This is a genomic window from Propionicicella superfundia DSM 22317, from assembly GCF_000423465.1.
GTDB classification, from domain to species: domain Bacteria; phylum Actinomycetota; class Actinomycetes; order Propionibacteriales; family Propionibacteriaceae; genus Propionicicella; species Propionicicella superfundia.
Genome location: NZ_KE384020.1, coordinates 699,541 through 717,007, shown reverse-complemented (window position 1 = coordinate 717,007; position 17,467 = coordinate 699,541). Strand labels below are relative to the sequence as shown.

12 protein-coding genes are annotated in these 17,467 nt (G+C 70.8%); 10 read left to right on the top strand and 2 right to left on the bottom strand.

Features of this window, described 5'->3' with window-relative positions; all coding sequences use genetic code 11:
• The first annotated feature begins 73 nt into the window (after positions 1–73).
• The 6 genes from gltB to G555_RS18760 all read left to right on the top strand — a co-directional run bounded on the left by gltB (position 74) and on the right by G555_RS18760 (position 12,473).
• Positions 74–4,594, top strand: a complete 4,521-nt coding sequence (gene gltB, locus G555_RS0108520) for a glutamate synthase large subunit (protein ID WP_028708565.1) — start codon at positions 74–76, stop codon at positions 4,592–4,594.
• A complete protein-coding gene (locus G555_RS0108515; protein WP_028708564.1) occupies positions 4,587–6,053 on the top strand; it encodes a glutamate synthase subunit beta in 1,467 nt (488 codons plus the stop codon). The genes gltB and G555_RS0108515 overlap by 8 nt, the downstream gene beginning before the upstream one ends.
• A gap of 71 nt (positions 6,054–6,124) precedes the next feature.
• Positions 6,125–6,670 (top strand): DUF1697 domain-containing protein, encoded by a 546-nt coding sequence (locus G555_RS0108510; protein WP_028708563.1) that lies wholly within the window; start codon positions 6,125–6,127, stop codon positions 6,668–6,670.
• A gap of 86 nt (positions 6,671–6,756) precedes the next feature.
• Positions 6,757–10,287: a DNA polymerase III subunit alpha gene (gene dnaE / locus G555_RS0108505; protein ID WP_028708562.1), complete on the top strand. Its 3,531-nt coding sequence runs from the start codon at positions 6,757–6,759 to the stop codon at positions 10,285–10,287.
• A 9-nt stretch (positions 10,288–10,296) separates the two neighbouring features.
• Complete coding sequence (locus G555_RS22595; RefSeq protein WP_051208586.1) at positions 10,297–11,028, top strand: hypothetical protein; 732 nt, start codon at positions 10,297–10,299, stop codon at positions 11,026–11,028.
• 2 nt (positions 11,029–11,030) lie between these two features.
• On the top strand, positions 11,031–12,473 hold the full coding sequence (locus tag G555_RS18760) for a CYTH and CHAD domain-containing protein (protein ID WP_051208585.1): 1,443 nt from the start codon (positions 11,031–11,033) through the stop codon (positions 12,471–12,473).
• A gap of 57 nt (positions 12,474–12,530) precedes the next feature.
• Here the strand turns inward: G555_RS18760 and ybaK are convergent, their stop codons facing one another.
• Positions 12,531–13,028, bottom strand: coding sequence for a Cys-tRNA(Pro) deacylase (ybaK, locus tag G555_RS0108490; RefSeq protein ID WP_028708561.1), 498 nt, complete (start codon positions 13,026–13,028; stop codon positions 12,531–12,533).
• A 38-nt stretch (positions 13,029–13,066) separates the two neighbouring features.
• Positions 13,067–13,810 carry a DUF554 domain-containing protein gene (locus G555_RS0108485; RefSeq protein WP_028708560.1) on the bottom strand — a complete coding sequence of 248 codons (744 nt, stop codon included), beginning with the start codon at positions 13,808–13,810 and terminating at the stop codon, positions 13,067–13,069.
• 19 nt (positions 13,811–13,829) lie between these two features.
• Between G555_RS0108485 and hisD the strand changes: the two genes are divergently transcribed.
• Genes hisD through hisH form a run of 4 tightly spaced genes read left to right on the top strand, consistent with a single transcriptional unit; the run spans position 13,830 to position 17,465 of the window.
• Complete coding sequence (hisD, locus tag G555_RS0108480) at positions 13,830–15,131, top strand: histidinol dehydrogenase (RefSeq protein WP_028708559.1); 1,302 nt, start codon at positions 13,830–13,832, stop codon at positions 15,129–15,131.
• A complete protein-coding gene (locus G555_RS0108475) occupies positions 15,128–16,246 on the top strand; it encodes a histidinol-phosphate transaminase (RefSeq protein WP_028708558.1) in 1,119 nt (372 codons plus the stop codon). Before hisD ends, G555_RS0108475 begins: the two co-directional genes overlap by 4 nt.
• Positions 16,246–16,854, top strand: coding sequence for an imidazoleglycerol-phosphate dehydratase HisB (gene hisB, locus G555_RS0108470; RefSeq protein ID WP_036921662.1), 609 nt, complete (start codon positions 16,246–16,248; stop codon positions 16,852–16,854). The genes G555_RS0108475 and hisB overlap by 1 nt, the downstream gene beginning before the upstream one ends.
• Entirely contained in the window at positions 16,851–17,465 is a 615-nt protein-coding gene (hisH, locus tag G555_RS0108465) for an imidazole glycerol phosphate synthase subunit HisH (protein ID WP_028708556.1), read from the top strand. The genes hisB and hisH overlap by 4 nt, the downstream gene beginning before the upstream one ends.
• Positions 17,466–17,467: the final 2 nt, after the last annotated feature.

The window sequence follows — 17,467 nt, the reverse complement described above, 5'->3', positions numbered from 1 at the left end:
GGCGGAGGGTGCTCAAGTAAGCTCGCCCCGGGGTGGAGACAGCGTCCCCCCGTCTCGAAGAAGGAGTCCATCGATGGCGTTCGAACCCGCTCACGCAGCGACCGGTCTCTACGACCCCGCCTTCGAGCACGACGCCTGCGGCGTCGCGTTCGTGGCGCAGCTGAGCGGCGAGTCGTCCCACGAGATCGTCGAGATGGGGCTGACCGCCCTGGAGAACCTCGATCACCGCGGCGCGACCGGGGCCGACGAGGCCGCGGGCGACGGGGCGGGCATGCTCCTGCAGATTCCCGACGAGCTGTTCCGCGGCGTGTGCGACTTCCCGCTCCCGCCGAAGGGCCAGTACGCCGTCGGGATGGGATACCTGCCCGCCGAACCCATCAAGCGTGCGAGCGTGAAGCGCCGCATCGAGTACCTGGCGGTCGAAGAGGACATCGTCATCCACGGGTGGCGGGCGCTTCCTGTCCGCACCGGCACCCTGAGCCCGATCTCGCTCGAGGTCATGCCGCAGATGGAGCAGTTGTTCATCAGCGGCCAGAACGGTGAGACCGGCATCGCGCTCGACCGGCTCGCCTATCCGTTCCGCAAGCGCATCCAGCACGAGCTCGGCGTGTACTTCGCGTCGCTGTCCGCCCGGACCGTCGTGTACAAGGGCATGCTCACAACCGCCCAGCTCGCCGAGGTGTACCCCGACCTGAGCGACCTGCGGACGTCCAGCGCTCTGGCCCTCGTCCACTCGCGGTTCTCGACGAACACGTTCCCGTCGTGGGAGCTCGCCCATCCGTACCGGATGCTCGCGCACAACGGCGAGATCAACACCGTCCGGGGCAACCGCAACTGGATGCGGGCGCGCGAGTCGCTGCTGGAGACCGACCTCATCCCCGGCGACCTCGAGCGGGTCTTCCCGGTCTGCAGCCCCGGCGGATCCGACTCGGCGTCGTTCGACGAGGTGCTGGAGCTGCTGCACCTCGGGGGAAGGTCTCTGCCGCACGCCGTGCTGATGATGATCCCCGAGGCGTGGGAGAACCACGCCGAGATGGACGAGGCACGTCGCGACTTCTACGCCTACCACTCGACGATCATGGAGCCGTGGGACGGCCCGGCCGCGGTCACGTTCACCGACGGCACGATCATCGGCGCGACGCTGGACCGCAACGGCCTGCGGCCGGGGCGCTACTGGGTGGGCGCCGACGGGCTGGTGGTGTTCGCCTCCGAGGCGGGCGTCATCGACATGCCCAGTTCGCAGGTGATCGAGAAGGGGCGGCTGCAGCCGGGCCGCATGCTGCTCGTCGATCTCGAACAGCATCGCCTCGTCGGCGACGAGGAGGTGAAGGCGCAACTCGCCGCCGAGCACCCCTACGGGCAGTGGCTCACGCGGCGGGTGAGCCTCGACGACCTCCCGGAGCGCACCCACATCGTCCACAGCCACGCCTCGGTCACCCGCCGCCAGCAGGTCTTCGGGTACACCGAGGAAGAGCTGAAGATGATCGTCACCCCGATGGCCAACACCGGTGCCGAGCCGATCGGGTCGATGGGCACCGACACACCCGTCGCCGTTCTCAGCAACCGGCCCCGGCTGCTGTTCGACTACTTCGCCCAGTTGTTCGCTCAGGTCACCAATCCGCCGCTGGACGCGATCCGGGAAGAGCTCGTGACCTCGCTGCAGACCTCGATCGGTCCCGAGTCGAACCTGCTCGCCGGGACGGCCGCCGCCTGCAACCAGATCGTGATCCCCTTCCCGATCCTCGACTCCGACCAGCTCGCGAAGCTGGTCCGGATCAACCGGGACGGGCTGATGCCGCAGTTCGACGCCCACGTCGTCCGCGGCCTGTACGAGGTCAACGGGGGAGCCCGGGCCCTGGAGGCCCGGCTCGACGAGCTCTCCGCCGAGGTGGACGAGGCCATCGCGGCGGGCTCGCGGACGATCATCCTCTCCGACCGTCACAGCAATGCCGACCTGGCGCCCATCCCGTCGCTGCTGCTCACCGCCGCGATCCACCACCACCTCGTCCGCGAGAAGACCCGCACCCAGGTCGCGCTGATCGTCGAGGCGGGGGATGTCCGCGAGGTGCACCACGTCGCCCTGCTCATCGGCTACGGGGCCGCCGGCGTCAACCCCTACCTCGTGTTCGAGTCCGCCGAGGACCTCGCGCGGCGGGAGTTCTACGTGAAGGTCACGCCCGAGCAGGCCGTGAAGAACGTGCGCAAGGCGCTCGGCAAGGGCGTCTTGAAGGTCATGAGCAAGATGGGCGTGTCGACGATCGCCTCCTACACCGGAGCCGAGATCTTCGAGGCGCTGGGCCTGTCGAGCGACCTGGTGGCCAAGTACTTCTCCGGGACGACGAGCCGGGTCGAGGGCATCGGGCTCGACGTCCTCGCCGACGAGATCGCCGCCCGGCACAGCCTCGCGTACCCGCCGGACGGACGGCGGCTCCCGCACCGCCCGCTGGAGGTCGGCGGTGAGTACAAGTGGCGGCGCGAGGGTCCGCCGCACCTGTTCGACCCCGACACCGTGTTCCGGCTGCAGCACGCCACCCGCACGGGCCGCTACGACATCTTCAAGGACTACACGCAGCGCGTGAACGAGCACTCCGAGCGGCTGATGACGTTGCGCAGCCTGCTCCGGTTCGCCGACACGACGCCGATCCCGATCGAGGAGGTCGAGCCGGTCGCCGCGATCGTGAAGCGGTTCTCCACCGGCGCGATGAGCTACGGCTCCATCTCGCAGGAGGCGCACGAGACGCTGGCCGTCGCGATGAACCGGCTCGGTGCGCGCTCCAACACCGGTGAGGGCGGCGAGGATCCGGAGCGACTGCACGACCCGGCCCGGCGCAGCGCGATCAAGCAGGTCGCGTCGGGGCGGTTCGGCGTCACCAGCGACTACCTGGCGAATGCGACCGACCTGCAGATCAAGATGGCGCAGGGCGCCAAGCCCGGCGAGGGCGGTCAGCTCCCGGGGCCGAAGGTGTACCCGTGGGTCGCCCGGACGCGGCATTCGACGCCCGGTGTCGGTCTCATCTCGCCGCCGCCCCACCACGACATCTACTCGATCGAGGATCTCAAGCAGTTGATCCACGACCTGAAGTGCTCCAACCCGAGGGCGCGCGTCCACGTGAAGCTCGTCGCCGAGGTGGGCGTCGGGACGGTCGCCGCCGGCGTCAGCAAGGCGAAGGCCGACGTCGTGCTCATCTCGGGCCACGACGGCGGCACCGGCGCGGCACCGCTGACGTCCCTCAAGCACGCCGGGGGACCGTGGGAGCTCGGCCTGGCCGAGACCCAGCAGACGCTGCTGATGAACGGGCTGCGCGACCGCATCGTCGTCCAGGTGGACGGGCAGTTGAAGACCGGGCGGGATGTCGTCGTCGGCGCGCTGCTCGGGGCGGAGGAGTTCGGCTTCGCGACCGCTCCGCTCGTGGTGTCGGGCTGCGTCATGATGCGCGTGTGCCACCTCGACACCTGTCCCGTGGGCGTCGCGACCCAGAACCCCGAACTGCGGGCCAAGTTCGCCGGGCACGCCGACTACGTCGTGAACTTCATGGAGTTCATCGCCCAGGAGGTGCGTGAGATCCTCGCCTCGCTGGGGCTGCGCTCGATCGAGGAGGCCATCGGCCGTGTCGATCTGCTGCGCACCGAGGACGTCGTCGAGCACTGGAAGGCGAAGGGGCTGGACCTGAGCCCGATCCTCGCCGATCCGGAGGTCCCGGCCGGGACGCCGCGGCACTGCGTCGTGGCGCAGGACCACGGACTGGCCGACAAGTTGGATGTGAAGCTGATCGAGCTCGCCCGGCCGGCGCTCGCCGCGGGGACGCCGGTGAAGGCGACCCTGAACGTGCGCAACGTCGACCGGACCGTCGGGACGATGCTCGGCTACGAAGTCACGATGGCGACGCAGGGCAAGGGCCTGGCCCAGGACACGATCGACTTCACGCTCGAGGGCACCGGCGGGCAGAGCTTCGGCGCGTTCCTGCCCGAGGGCGTCACGCTGCGGCTCGTCGGCGACACGAACGACTACCTCGGCAAGGGGCTCTCGGGCGGCCGGATCACGGTGCGCCCGCCGGCCGACTCGCCGTTCGCCGCCGAGACGCAGATCATCGCGGGCAACGTCATCGGCTACGGCGCGACGGCCGGGCAACTGTTCGTGCGGGGCCGGGTGGGGGAGCGGTTCTGTGTCCGCAACTCCGGTGCCACCGCCGTCGTCGAGGGTGTCGGCGACCACGGGTGCGAGTACATGACGGGCGGAGAGGTGCTCGTCCTCGGAGGGACCGGTCGCAACTTCGCGGCCGGCATGTCGGGCGGGCTCGCGTACGTGCTCGACCTCGTCCCCGGACGGCTCAACACCGAGATGGCCGATCCCATGCCGCTGACGCGCACCGACGTGCTGCGGGTCCGTGAACTGCTCGACCTGCACGTGGTGGAGACCGGGTCGACGGTCGCCGCAGCGCTGCTCGGGCTGTCCGACGCCGACGTGACCGCTCGCTTCACGAAGATCCTGCCGCGCGACTACGCGCGCATCCTGCAGGCTCGGACCGATGCCGAGGCGGCGGGCCTCGACGAGGCCGCCACCACCCAGAAGATGATGGAGGCCGCTCATGGCTGATCCCCGAGGGTTCATCACGACCCCGCGCGAGCTGGCCTCGCGCCGGCCCGTGGCCGAGCGGGTCAACGACTGGCACGAGGTGTACCCCGGGACACCCGGCCTCGCCGTCCTCCCGATCATCGAGAAGCAGGCCGGCCGGTGCATGGACTGCGGCATCCCGTTCTGTCATCAGGGCTGCCCGCTCGGGAACCTCATCCCGGAGTGGAACGACCTGATCTGGCGCGACGACTGGCGAGGCGCGCTCGACCGCCTGCACGCGACCAACAACTTCCCCGAGTTCACCGGCCGGCTGTGCCCGGCGCCGTGCGAGACCGCGTGCGTGGTGGGCATCAACCGGGACCCGGTCACCATCAAGAACGTCGAGGTCGCGATCATCGACAAGGCGTGGCAGGATCGCCGCGTCATCCCGCAGGTGCCCGAATGGCACACGAACAAGACGGTCGCCGTGGTCGGCTCCGGGCCGTCCGGTCTAGCGGTCGCCCAGCAGTTGACGCGGGCCGGTCATACGGTCGTCGTGCACGAGCGGGCCGACGCGATCGGAGGGCTGATGCGCTATGGCATCCCCGAGTTCAAGATGGAGAAGTCCGTCCTGGACCGTCGCATCAAGCAGATGGAACTGGAGGGGACCGTCTTCGTTCCGAACGTGAACGTGGGCGTCGACATCACCGCCGAGCAGCTTCAGGAGCGGTTCGACGCGGTCGTGCTGGCCATGGGTTCGACGGTCGGCCGGGATCTGCCCGTCCCCGGGCGCGATCTCGGCGGGATCCACCAGGCCATGGAGTACCTGCCGCAGGCCAACCGGGTCGCCCGTGGGGAGGACCTGCCCGATCAGATCCTCGCGACCGGCAAGGACGTCGTGATCATCGGCGGCGGGGACACCGGCGCCGACTGCCTCGGTACGGCGATCCGGCAGGGCGCGAGGTCCATCACCCAGTTGGAGATCATGCCCAGGCCGAGCGAGGCCCGTCCGGCGCGGTCGCCGTGGCCCACCTATCCGATGGTCTTCCGCGTCTCGTCGGCGCACGAGGAGGGCGGCGAGCGGCTGTACGCCGTGTCCACCTCGGAGTTCGTCGGGCAGGACGGCGCCGTCAGCGGACTGCGCCTCAGCGAGGTCGAGTTCGTCGACCGCAGGTTCGTGCCCGTCGAGGGGACGGAGCGGATCCTGCCGGCACAACTGGTCCTGCTGGCGATGGGCTTCACCGGTCCGCAGCGCGAGGGCCTCGTGACCGAGCTCGGCGTGTCTCTCGACCCGCGCGGCAACATCGCCCGCGACACGGACTTCGCGACCGACGTCCCGGGCGTGTACGTGTGCGGCGACGCCGGCCGCGGCCAGTCGCTGATCGTGTGGGCGATCGCCGAGGGACGCAGTTGTGCGGCGGCGGTGGACGAGTACCTCAACGGCTCCGCGAGCAGGCTCCCGCGTCCCATCCGCCCGACCGATCGCCCGCTGGCGGTCTGAGCGGACCCCGGGGAGCGGTCCGGGTCCGTCCGGGGTCGACGGGTGGCCACCCGCCGGGGGACACTGGCGCCGTGTCCGAGTCCGGAAGCCGCCACGTCGCCCTGCTCCGGGGTGTGAACGTGGGCACGGGCCATCGCGTGCCCATGGAGCGCCTGCGGGAGGTCACGGCCGCGACCGGGGCGACCGGGGTGCGCACGCACCTGAACTCGGGCAACGTCCTGCTGACCAGCGGACTCCCCGCCGCGGAGCTGGAGGCGACCCTCACGGTGCGCTATGCCGAGGAGTTCGGCTTCGCCGTCCCGACGATCGTCCTCACCGCGACGGAGCTCCTCGCGATCGCAGCCGCGAACCCCTATCCCGACGCGGATCCCGCACGCGTCGGCGTGTGCTTCGTCCGCGGCGTCCCCGCCGACGGTCTGGGGGCGCGGATCGAACGGCTCGCCGCGCCCTCCGAGCGGTGGACGATCGGCGACGGGGCCGTGCACGTGGACTTCGCCGCCGGCATGGGCCGGTCGGCTCTGGCTGCGGGGCTGGCGGGGGTCTTCGCTCCGGCGACCGTGACCGTGCGCAACGCGCGGACGGTGGCCGCCCTGGCGGGGCTCGTGACCGGCGTGTGATGGCGAGCCGAACCCGAACGGTCGGCGTCGCCGACTAAGGTGTGTGGCGTTCGCTTTCCCGGCCGGCAGGAGGATGACGCACCGTCATGACCGCACGCGAGGGCTTCGTTCACCTGCACTGCCACACGGAGTTCTCCATGCTCGACGGTGCGGCCAAGATCCCCGGGCTGCTCAAGGCGGCCGAGTCGTACGGGATGCCGGCCCTCGCCATCACCGACCACGGCTTCCTGTTCGGCGCCTACGAGTTCTACGACGCGGCGCGCAAGACCTCGGTGAAGCCGATCATCGGGCTGGAGGCGTACCTGACGCCGAAGACGCACCGGTCGGAGCGCAAGCGCGTGCAGTTCGGGGACGGTTCGGGCGACGACGTCTCGTCCAAGGGCGCCTACACCCACATGACGATGTGGGCCGAGAACACCCCCGGCATGCACAACCTGTTCCGGCTCGCCTCGCGGGCGTCGCAGGAGGGGTTCTTCTACAAGCCCCGAGCCGACCGCGAGCTCCTCAACGAGTACCACCACGGACTGATCGCCACGACGGGCTGCCCCTCCGGGGAGGTGCAGACGCACCTGCGGCTGGGCCAGTACGAGCAGGCGCTCGCGTCGGCCGCCGAGTTCCGCGACATCTTCGGCGAGGGCAACTTCTTCGTCGAGCTGATGGACCACGGGCTGGCGATCGAGCGCTCCGTCCGCGAAGGGCTGCTGCGGGTCGCGAAGGACCTGCACCTGCCGCTCGTCGCGACCAACGACCTGCACTACGTCCACAAGGAGGACGCCGCCGCGCAGGACCTCCTGCTGTGCGTGTCCTCCGGATCGAACCTGGACACGCCGAACCGCTTCAAGTTCGACGGCGACGGCTACTACCTCAAGTCCCCCGAAGAGATGCGCGAGCTGTTCCGCGACGTCCCCGAGGCGTGCGACAACACGCTCGAGATCGCCGAGCGCTGCGAGATCGAGTTCCGCGAGGGCATGGGCACGTACATGGCCCGCTTCGACGTCCCGCCGGGCCACACCGAGGAGTCGTGGTTCCGTGCCGAGGTCGGGCGCGGGCTCGTCGAGCGCTACGGTGCGGTGACCGACGAGATCACCGAGCGCGCCGAGTACGAGATGGACATCATCGTCGGCAAGGGATATGCGGGGTACTTCCTCGTCGTCGCCGACTTCATCAACTGGGCGAAGAAGAACGGGATCCGCGTCGGCCCGGGCCGCGGCTCGGGCGCCGGGTCACTGTGTGCCTACGCGATGCGCATCACCGATCTCGACCCGTTGCGCTATCAGCTTCTGTTCGAGCGATTCCTCAACCCCGAGCGTCCGTCGATGCCCGACTTCGACATCGACTTCGACGAGCGCCGCCGGGGCGAGGTCATCGACTACGTGACCGCGAAGTACGGCGACGACCGGGTCTGCCAGATCGTGACGTACGGATCGATCAAGGCCAAGCAGGCGGTGAAGGACTCGGCCCGTGTCCTCGGACGCCCGTTCCAGGTCGGCGAGCAGATCAGCAAGGCGGTGCCCGCCCCGGTGCAGGGCAAGGATCTCTCGCTGGAGAAGATCTTCGACCCGTCCAACGACCGGTACGCCGAGGGCGGCGAGTTCCGCCAGCTCTACGAATCCGATCCCGAGGTCCGCGAGGTCGTCGACCGGGCGCGCGGGATCGAAGGGCTGAAGCGGCAGTGGGGCGTGCACGCCGCGGGCGTGATCATGAGCTCCGAGCCACTGCTCGACATCATCCCGGTGATGAAGCGCGAGCAGGACGGCGCGGTCATCACCCAGTTCGACTACCACGGCGCGGAGGCGCTGGGGCTGGTCAAGATGGACTTCCTGGGATTGCGCAATCTCACGATCCTGGACGATGCGCTGGCCAATGTCCGGGGCAACCGGGGCGTCGAGCTCGATCTGGAGGAGATCGCGCAGGATCCCAGCGACACGGCGTCCTACGAGTTGCTGGCCACCGGCGAGACCCTGGGCATCTTCCAGCTCGACGGTGGCGGCATGAGGTCGCTGCTGAAGCTCATGCAGCCCGACCAGTTCGAGGACATCTCAGCGGCTCTCGCGCTGTACCGCCCGGGTCCGATGGGCGCCAACAGCCACACCAACTACGCCCTCCGCAAGACGGGCCGGCAGAAGATCGAGCCGATCCACCCCGAGCTGGCCGAGCCGCTCGCCGACATCCTCGACACGACGTACGGCCTCATCGTGTACCAGGAGCAGGTGCAGCAGATCGCGCAGCGCGTGGCCGGTTACAGCCTCGGCCGGGCCGATCTGCTGCGACGGGCGATGGGCAAGAAGAAGCCGGAGGTGCTGAAGGCCGAGTTCGTCCCGTTCAGCTCCGGCATGAAGGCCGGCGGCTACAGCGACGGGGCGATCCACGCGCTGTGGGACGTCCTGATCCCCTTCTCGGCGTACGCGTTCAACAAGTCGCACACGGCGGCCTATGCGCTCGTCGCGTACTGGACGGCCTTCCTGAAGGCCAACTACCCGGTCGAGTTCATGGCCGCCCTGCTGCAGTCGGTGCGCGGCGACAAGGACAAGTCGGCGATCTACCTGGCCGAGTGCAGGCGGATGGGGATCGACGTCCTGCCTCCCGACGTGAACGAGTCCGAGGCGATGTTCACGCCGGTCGGGGACTCGATCCGCTACGGCCTGGCCGCGATCCGCAACGTGGGTGAGGCTGTCGTCCGGGACATCGTGGAGGCCCGCCGCGAACACGGGGCGGCGAAGGACTTCGACACGTTCCTCGACCAGGTGCCGCTGCCCGTGTGCAACAAACGGCTCATCGAGTCGCTCATCAAGGGGGGCGCGTTCACCTCGCTGGGGCACACCAGGCACGCCCTGATGCAGGTGTACGAGCAGAAGATCGACGAGGTCGTGCCCCTCAAACGCAACGAGGCCATCGGCCAGGACGACCTGTTCGGCGAGTTCGGCGGCGGGGACGACGAGCCGGTGTCGCTCACTCCCGTCCCCGACCTGCCGGAGTGGGACAAGCGCACCAAGCTCGGCTTCGAGCGCGAGATGCTCGGGCTGTACGTGAGCGACCATCCGCTGCTCGGCATCGAACACATCGTGCGCGCCAACCGGGACATCTCCATCGGAGAGCTCAGCGGTGAGGATGCGCCGAAGGACGCGATGGTGACGGTCTGCGGGCTGATCACGAACATCTCCCGCAAACAGAGCAAGAACGGAGACATCTGGGCGATCGTGACGCTGGAGGATCTCGAGAGCAGCGTCGAGGTGATGATGTACAGCCGCACCTACCAGGGGCTGGCCATGCAGTTGGCGCCCGACCGGCTGTGCAAGGTCGTCGGCAAGGTGCGCGAGCGGGACGACGCGCGGGACATCGTCGCGCAGGCGGTGACGTTCCCCGACGTCACGGAGGGCGCGGAGCATGGTCCTGTCGTGATCTCGCTGCCCGCGGTGCGGTGCACACCCCCGGTGGTGTCCCAGTTGCGGGAGGTGCTGCGAAGCCATCCCGGTGTCACCGAGGTCCATCTGCGCCTGGTGTCGGAATCACAGCGCGCGACGTTGTGGCGGCTCGACGACAAGCTGCGGGTCAGAGCCGAAGGGCCGCTGTTCGCCGACATCAAGGCGCTCTTGGGCGCCACGAGCGTCACGGTCTAGGCTGCCAAGGTGACCGCCTTCGAGCCGGACCCCGACCGCGCCGCGCCCACGTCGGCGGTGCGAAGGCGTCCTCGCGGGAGCATCCAGTGGATCGCGCTGTACATGCTGGCCGCCATCGTGCTCGGAGCGCTCGGCGCGGTCGTGTGGGTGCTGGTGGTCCGCCTTCCCGGCTACACCGTCGAGAGTGACGGGAAGGCCGTCATCACGCAGGCCGGCATGACGCAGGTCTTCCAGTCCGACGCCTGGTTCGCGGGGATCGGAGCGGTGGCGGGCCTGCTGCTGGGGCTGCTGGCCTGGAACTGGTTCCGGACGCTCGGATGGATCGCGCCGGTGCTCGCCGGGCTGGCGGCGCTGCTGGCCGGGGTGACCTGCTGGCAGTTGGGATCGCTGATGGGGCCCAGCCCCTTCGACCAGCGGCTTGCGACGGCCTCGGCGGGCGACGTGGTGTCGGTCAGTCTGGAGTTGCACGCTCCCGTCGCGCTGGCCCTGTGGGTGATGATGGCCGAGTTGCCCGTCCTCATCGCCGCGTCGTTGCTGCGCGACCCCGAGGATCCGCCGCTCACCGCCGACGGGACCGCCCGTGCGGCCGGGGCTGCGACCGAGGCGCCAGACGCCGCGGGCACCGGAGTCATCGCACCCTCCGCGACGGATCCCGTGGCCGGGGCGACCGCGGCCGATCCGGCCGGGGGCCAGGGCTCCGTGCCCGCCGCGCACGAGGCCGCGCCGCCGACCGGGGGATGACCATGGACGTCGCCGAGATCGAGCGCAAGTTCGATGCGCCGCCGGACGCCGTGCTTCCGCGGCTGCGAGCGGGGGCCTACGGGCCGGCCCGCGAGTTCGCGTTGCACGCCGTCTACTTCGACACGCCGGGGCTGATCCTGCTGCGCAGCGGCCGCGGCACGCTGCGCCGGCGCGAGGGCGGCCATGACGAGGGCTGGCACGTCAAGCTCGCCGTGCGGCCGGGGGAGCGGCTGGAGGTTCACGCCCCGCTCGGGCCGTTGATCCCCGACGAGCTGCGCGCCCGGCTCGCCGACCTGGTCGGCACCGAGCCGCTGATCCCTGTCGCCACGCTCCTCACGCGTCGCACCGAGACCGACGTCCTCGACGCGGCCGGTGGGATCGTCGGGACGGTCTTCCGCGACGAGGTCACCGCCGAGGCCGCGGGGACGGTCACGCGCTGGGCCGAGATCGAGGTCGAAGCGGTCGGGGCAGGGGCCGCATGGCTCGACGAGGTCACCGAGGAGTTCGCGGCGGCCGGGATCCACGTCTCGTCCAACGTCTCGAAGTACGCGGTCGCGGTCGCGCCGCTGGCGAACGCCCCTGCGGTCGCGGCCACCGCCGGATCCGTCATCGGCGACTACGTCCGCCTCCAGGTCGGTGCCGTGCAGGCCTACGCCGCCGGCGTGCGCGCCCGGACCGACGACGCCGTCCACAAGAGCCGGGTCGCGACGCGCCGCCTGCGGAGCGTCCTGCGTACCTTCGCACCCCTGTTCGGGCCGCTGCCCGGTCTGCGCCGGGAGGTGCGGTGGCACGCCGAGGAGCTCGGCGCCGTGCGGGACGCGGAGGTGTTGCAGGAGAGCCTCTCCGCTTTCCTCGCCGAGGTCCCTGCCGCGGACGTCCACGGGCCCGTCGCGGCACGCATTCTCGGATCGCTCGCGGCGACGCACGCGGAGGCCCGCGCCGGCCTCGTGCGGTCCATGGACACGCGGCGCTACACCGAGCTGCGCATCGCGCTGCGGAACCTCGCCGCCGCGCCCCCGCTCACCGCGCGGGCCGCCGCGGATCCGGACACCCTGGTCGGACTCGTGCGCCGGACGTCCGCCCGCGTCGCCCAGGCGGCCGCCGCGGCCGCGGACGATCCCGGGAACCCGGCCGGCTGGCACGACGTGCGCAAACTGGCCAAGGCGGCCCGGTACGCCAACGAGGCGATCGTGCCGTGGTCCGGCGCGCCGGCGGAGGAGGCTGCGGGCCGGTGGGAGGCGGTGACGGAGCTTCTCGGCACGCTCCAGGACACACAGGTGGCGCGGGAGCGGCTGCGCGAGCTGGCGCACGATGCCGCGCGGGCCGGAGAGCCGACCCACACCTACGAGGTTCTGCTCGAACGGGAACGCGCAGCCGGGGCCCGCGCGCTGGCCGAGGGACGCGACGCCCTGGCCGCCGCGCTGGAGCCCGGGCTCACCTCCTGAGGGAGGGTCGTCCGCCCTGCGGGCCGGGCGGTGCCCGCTCTCGGCTTCGGCGTTCCCTCAGCCGGTCGCGACCGCGGCGAAGGTCGCAGCGGTCAGCCGGGCCAGGTCTGCCGGCGCCAGTTCCACCTGGAGGCCTCGCTTGCCGGCCGACACGAGGATGGTCTCGAACTGTCTCGCCGACACGTCGATCACCGTGGGCAGCACCGTCCGCTGGCCGAGCGGCGAGATGCCTCCGACCACGTAGCCGGAGCTGCGCGCCGCGACCCGCGGGTCGGCGAGGGAGGCCTTCTTCGCGCCCCGTGCGGTGGCCATGGCCTTGAGGTCCAGGTGTCCGGCGACCGGGACGATCGCGACGGCCAGCTCGGGGCGCGACTGCCCCGTCTCGCACACGAGCGTCTTGAAGATCCGCGCCGGGTCGACGCCGAGCTCGGCGGCGGCCTCGTCGCCGAAGGCCCTCGTCTCGTCGCGGTGGGTGTAGGCGTGCAGCGTGAACGGGACGCCGGCGGCCGCAAGGACGGCCGTGGCGGGGGTTCCTCCGGACGACTTCCTGGCCACGACGTCAGGGTACGCTCGTCGGCCCCCGGGAACGGCGGTCAGACCACGAGCGAGAGTGCCCAGGTGAGCGTCGGTGCCACGAGCAGCGCCGGCAGCAGGTCCGCGACGCGGATGTGGAGCAGGTCCAGCAGGCGGAACGCCATGGCGAGCAGGATCACGCCGCCCGTGACGGTGAGGGCATCGACGGCCGCAGCGGGAAGGAAGCTGCCGAGCAGGAAGCCGAGCAGCGTGAGGCTCCCCTGGATCACGCCCACGGCGAGCGCCGAGGCGAGCACGCCGACGCCGAGCGTGGACGCGAACGCGATGGCGGCGAAACCGTCCATGACCGACTTCACGAGCAACTGGTCCGCGCCTTGGCCCAGACCGTCGGACAGCGACCCGAGGATCGTCAGCGGACCCACGCAGAAGACGATCGTCGCGGTCACGAAGCCCGTGACGAAGCGCTCCCTGTCGACCGAGGCGACGCCGCCCTGAAGCCGGCCCTGGAGCCATCCGGCGAGATCGTCCAGCCGCTGTTCCACGCGCAGCCACGTTCCGAGGAGCGCACCGGCGAGCAGCGATCCGAGGACCACGAGCTGTCCGGCACCCGCGACCGCGGCCGCGAGATCGGCCGACGAGATGCGGACGATCGACATCCCGGCGATCACGAGCGTGAACAGGCCGAGAACCTGCGTCACCAGGGTCCGGGTGCCTGCCGTCAGCCGGTCTCCGAGCCACAGACCGATCGCCGAGCCGACGACCACGGTGACCACATTGGTCACGGTGCCAACCCCGATGAACATGGGTCCATACAATCACCCTGTGCTGCGAATCCTTGACCTGCGCGATCTGACGGACGTCGACTACCGGGCGCTCATGCCCAGAGCGGAGTTCGACGTGGAGCAGGCGGTGGCCGCCGTCGCCCCGATCTGCGCGGCCGTGGCGGCCGAGGGGGAGGCGGCGCTGCGCCGGTTCAGCGAGCAATTCGACCATGTCGTCCCGGAGAGCCTCCGTGTCGATGCGGACACGCTCGCCCGCTGCGAGGCCGACCTGGAGCCGAACGTGCGAGCGGCGTTCCTGGAATCGATCCGCCGCCGGCGAGCGGTGTGCGAGGCGGAGGCGGCCCAGCCGCCGCGCCGGGTCGAACTCGCGCCCGGAGCCGTGGTCGAACAGCGGATGGTGCCGGTGTCCCGCGTCGGCCTGTATGTGCCGGGCGGCGTCGCGCCGCTGGCGTCGAGCGTGATCATGAACGTCGTCCCCGCCCAGGCGGCGGGTGTCGCCCAGATCGCCGTCGCGTCCCCCCCGCAGGCCGGCTTCGGCGGATTGCCGCACCCCAACATCCTGGGGCTGTGCCACATGCTGGGCGTCACCGAGGTGTACGCCGTCGGAGGCGCGCAGGCCATCGCGATGTTCGCGTACGGGGTCGCGGGGCTCTGTCCCCGGGTCGATCTGGTGACCGGACCGGGCAACATCTACGTGGTGGCCGCGAAGCGTCACCTGCGGGGGACCGTCGGGATCGACTCCGAGGCGGGACCCACCGAGATCCTCGTCCTCGCCGACGACACCGCCGATCCGCGGTTCGTCGCGGCCGACCTCATCTCGCAGGCCGAGCACGATCCGATGGCCGCCTCGGTGCTCGTGACCCCCTCGCCGGCCCTCGCCGCCGCCGTCGAGGAGGAACTGGCGGCCCAGACCGCGGCGCTGCCGAATGCCGACCGGATCAGGGCCGCGCTGACGGGTCCGCAGTCGGCGGTGGTGTTCGTCCGCGACGTGGAGCAGGGGCTCGAGGTCGCCGACGCGTACGCCGCCGAGCATCTGGAGATCCAGACCGCCGACGCCCGCGCGGTGGCCGACCGGGTCCGCAACGCGGGCGCGGTGTTCGTGGGGTCGTGGTCGCCGGTGTCGCTCGGCGACTACAGCGCGGGCTCGACGCACGTCCTGCCCACCGCCGGCTGCGCGGCCCACTCGTCCGGGCTCAGCGTGCAGAGCTTCCAGCGGGCCGTCCACCACATCGACTACACGGCCGCCGCACTGCAGGAGATCGCCGCGGGAGTCGAGGACTTCGCGGCGGCGGAGCACCTTCCCGCACACCGCGCGGCGATCAGCGTCAGGAGGACCCGATGAGCACCTTTCGCGAGCTGACCCTGGCCGACCTGCCGCTGCGGCCCGAACTCGTGGGCGAGGAGCCCTACGGCGCCCCGCAACTCGACGTGCCGGTGCCGTTGAACGTGAACGAGAACCCGTATCCGCCGAGCGCGGCGACACGGATCGACATGGCGGCGGCCGTCCTCGCGGCCGCGACCGGTGTGAACCGCTATCCCGACCGGGAGGCGGCGGCGCTGCGGGAGGCGCTGGCGGCGTACCTCGGGCACGGGCTGCGCGCCGACGAGGTCTGGGCCGCCAACGGGAGCAACGAGGTGATGACGCACGTCCTGGGCGCGTTCGGCGGTCCGGGACGGACGGTGCTCTCGTTCACGCCGACGTACTCCATGTACCCCGAGTACGCCCGCAACACGCACAGCACGTACGTGACGGCGCCCCGCAAGGACGATTTCACGCTCGACGCCGACCTCGTGGCGGCCGCTGTCGCCGAGCACGCTCCGAGCGTCGTCATCGTCACCACGCCCAACAACCCCACGGGCACGGCGACACCGCTGCCGGTGCTGGAGGAGATCTGCGATCATCTGCCGGACGGCACGCTGCTCGTCGTGGACGAGGCGTATCAGGAGTTCGCCCGCGATCCCGCCGCCACCGCCGTGGCCCTGCTGGAGACCTTCCCGAACCTCATCGTGTCCCGCACGATGAGCAAGGCGTTCGCATTCGCCGGCGGGCGTGTCGGCTACCTGGCGGCCGCGCCGGCGATCGTCGACGCGTGCCGTATCGTCCGCCTGCCGTACCACCTGTCGGCGCAGACGCAGGCGCTCGCGACGGTCGCGCTCGCCCACGCCGAAGAGATGCTCGCACAGGTCGACGTGCTGCGCCGTGAACGGGACCGACTGCTCGCGACCCTGCCCGAACTGGGGCTGGAGGTCGTCGACTCCGCGGCGAACTTCGTCCTCATGGGCCGGTTCGCCGACCGGCACGCCGCCTTCGCGGCGCTGCTCGACGAGGGGGTCCTCGTGCGGGAGACCGGTCCCGACGGATACCTGCGGGTGTCGGCGGGCACGCCGGAGGAGATGGACGCGTTCTACGCGGCCCTGGAGAAGGTTCTACCGACGCTGGAACGGAAGGAGTCCTGATGCGCACCGCCGAGATCCACCGCGCGACGAGCGAGTCCGACATCACCTGCTGGATCGACCTCGACGGCTCCGGCAGCTACGAGATCTCCACCGGCGTGGGGTTCTACGACCACATGCTGACCGCGCTGTCCAAGCACTCGCTGATCGACATGCGCATCCGGGCCACCGGCGATCTGCACATCGACGGTCATCACACGATCGAGGACACGGCCATCGTGCTGGGACAGTGCCTCGATCGCGCGCTCGGCGACAGGACGGGAATCCGCCGCTTCGGCGATGCGCTCGTCCCCCTGGACGAGTCCCTCGCCCAGGCGGTCGTGGACGTCTCGGGACGTCCGTACTTCGTGGGGGTGGGGGAGCCCGACGCGCAGGTGTACGCGCGGATCGGCGGCACCGGTGCGCCCTACGCGGGGTCGATGACCTACCACGCGATGGAGTCGCTGGCGCTGCACGCGCGCATGTGCCTGCACCTTCGGCTGCTGTCCGGGCGGGACCCGCATCACATCGTGGAGGCCCAGTTCAAGGCTGTCGCGCAGGCGCTGCGCCGCGCCGTCGAACTCGACCCGCGGACCGAGGGAACGATCCCGTCGACGAAGGGCGCCCTGTGACGCTCGTCGCCGTCCTCGACTACGGTTCGGGCAATCTGCACTCCGCCACCCGCGCCCTCACGGCGACGGGGGCGACGGTGCGGCTCACCAGCGACCCGGAGACGGTTGCCGAGGCCGACGGTCTCGTGGTTCCCGGCGTCGGGGCCTTCGCAGCGTGTGTGCAGGGGCTGCGGGCGGTCGGCGGCGACGCGATGGTGGCGCAGCGTGTGGCCGCAGGCGCCCCCGTGCTCGGGATCTGCGTCGGCCACCAGGTGTTGTTCGAGCGAGGCGTCGAGCACGGGACGCAGGAGCGGGGACTGGGCCTGTTCCCCGGAGTGGTCGAGCGGCTCACGGCGGATCGGCTGCCGCACATGGGCTGGAACACCGTGACGGCCCCGGCCGGGTCGGTGCTGTTCGCGGGCGTGGAGGCCGAGCGGTTCTACTTCGTCCATTCCTACGGCGTGCACGCCGACCCCGGCGCCGGGACGCTGGCGACCTGGGTGGAGCACGGCGGGGACCGGTTCCTGGCGGCCGTGGAACGCGGGCCGCTGGCCAGTACGCAGTTCCATCCCGAGAAGTCGGGAGCGGCCGGGGCGCGACTGCTGCGCAACTGGGTCGCGTCGGTCCGCTAGCC

Coding starts and splice junctions, on each gene's coding strand:
- gltB (WP_028708565.1), top strand. CDS start 74: ATGGCGTTCGAACCCGCTCACGCAGCGACCGGTCTCTACGACCCCGCC.
- G555_RS0108515 (WP_028708564.1), top strand. CDS start 4,587: ATGGCTGATCCCCGAGGGTTCATCACGACCCCGCGCGAGCTGGCCTCG.
- dnaE (WP_028708562.1), top strand. CDS start 6,757: ATGACCGCACGCGAGGGCTTCGTTCACCTGCACTGCCACACGGAGTTC.
- G555_RS18760 (WP_051208585.1), top strand. CDS start 11,031: ATGGACGTCGCCGAGATCGAGCGCAAGTTCGATGCGCCGCCGGACGCC.
- G555_RS0108485 (WP_028708560.1), bottom strand. CDS start 13,810: ATGTTCATCGGGGTTGGCACCGTGACCAATGTGGTCACCGTGGTCGTC.
- G555_RS0108475 (WP_028708558.1), top strand. CDS start 15,128: ATGAGCACCTTTCGCGAGCTGACCCTGGCCGACCTGCCGCTGCGGCCC.
- hisB (WP_036921662.1), top strand. CDS start 16,246: ATGCGCACCGCCGAGATCCACCGCGCGACGAGCGAGTCCGACATCACC.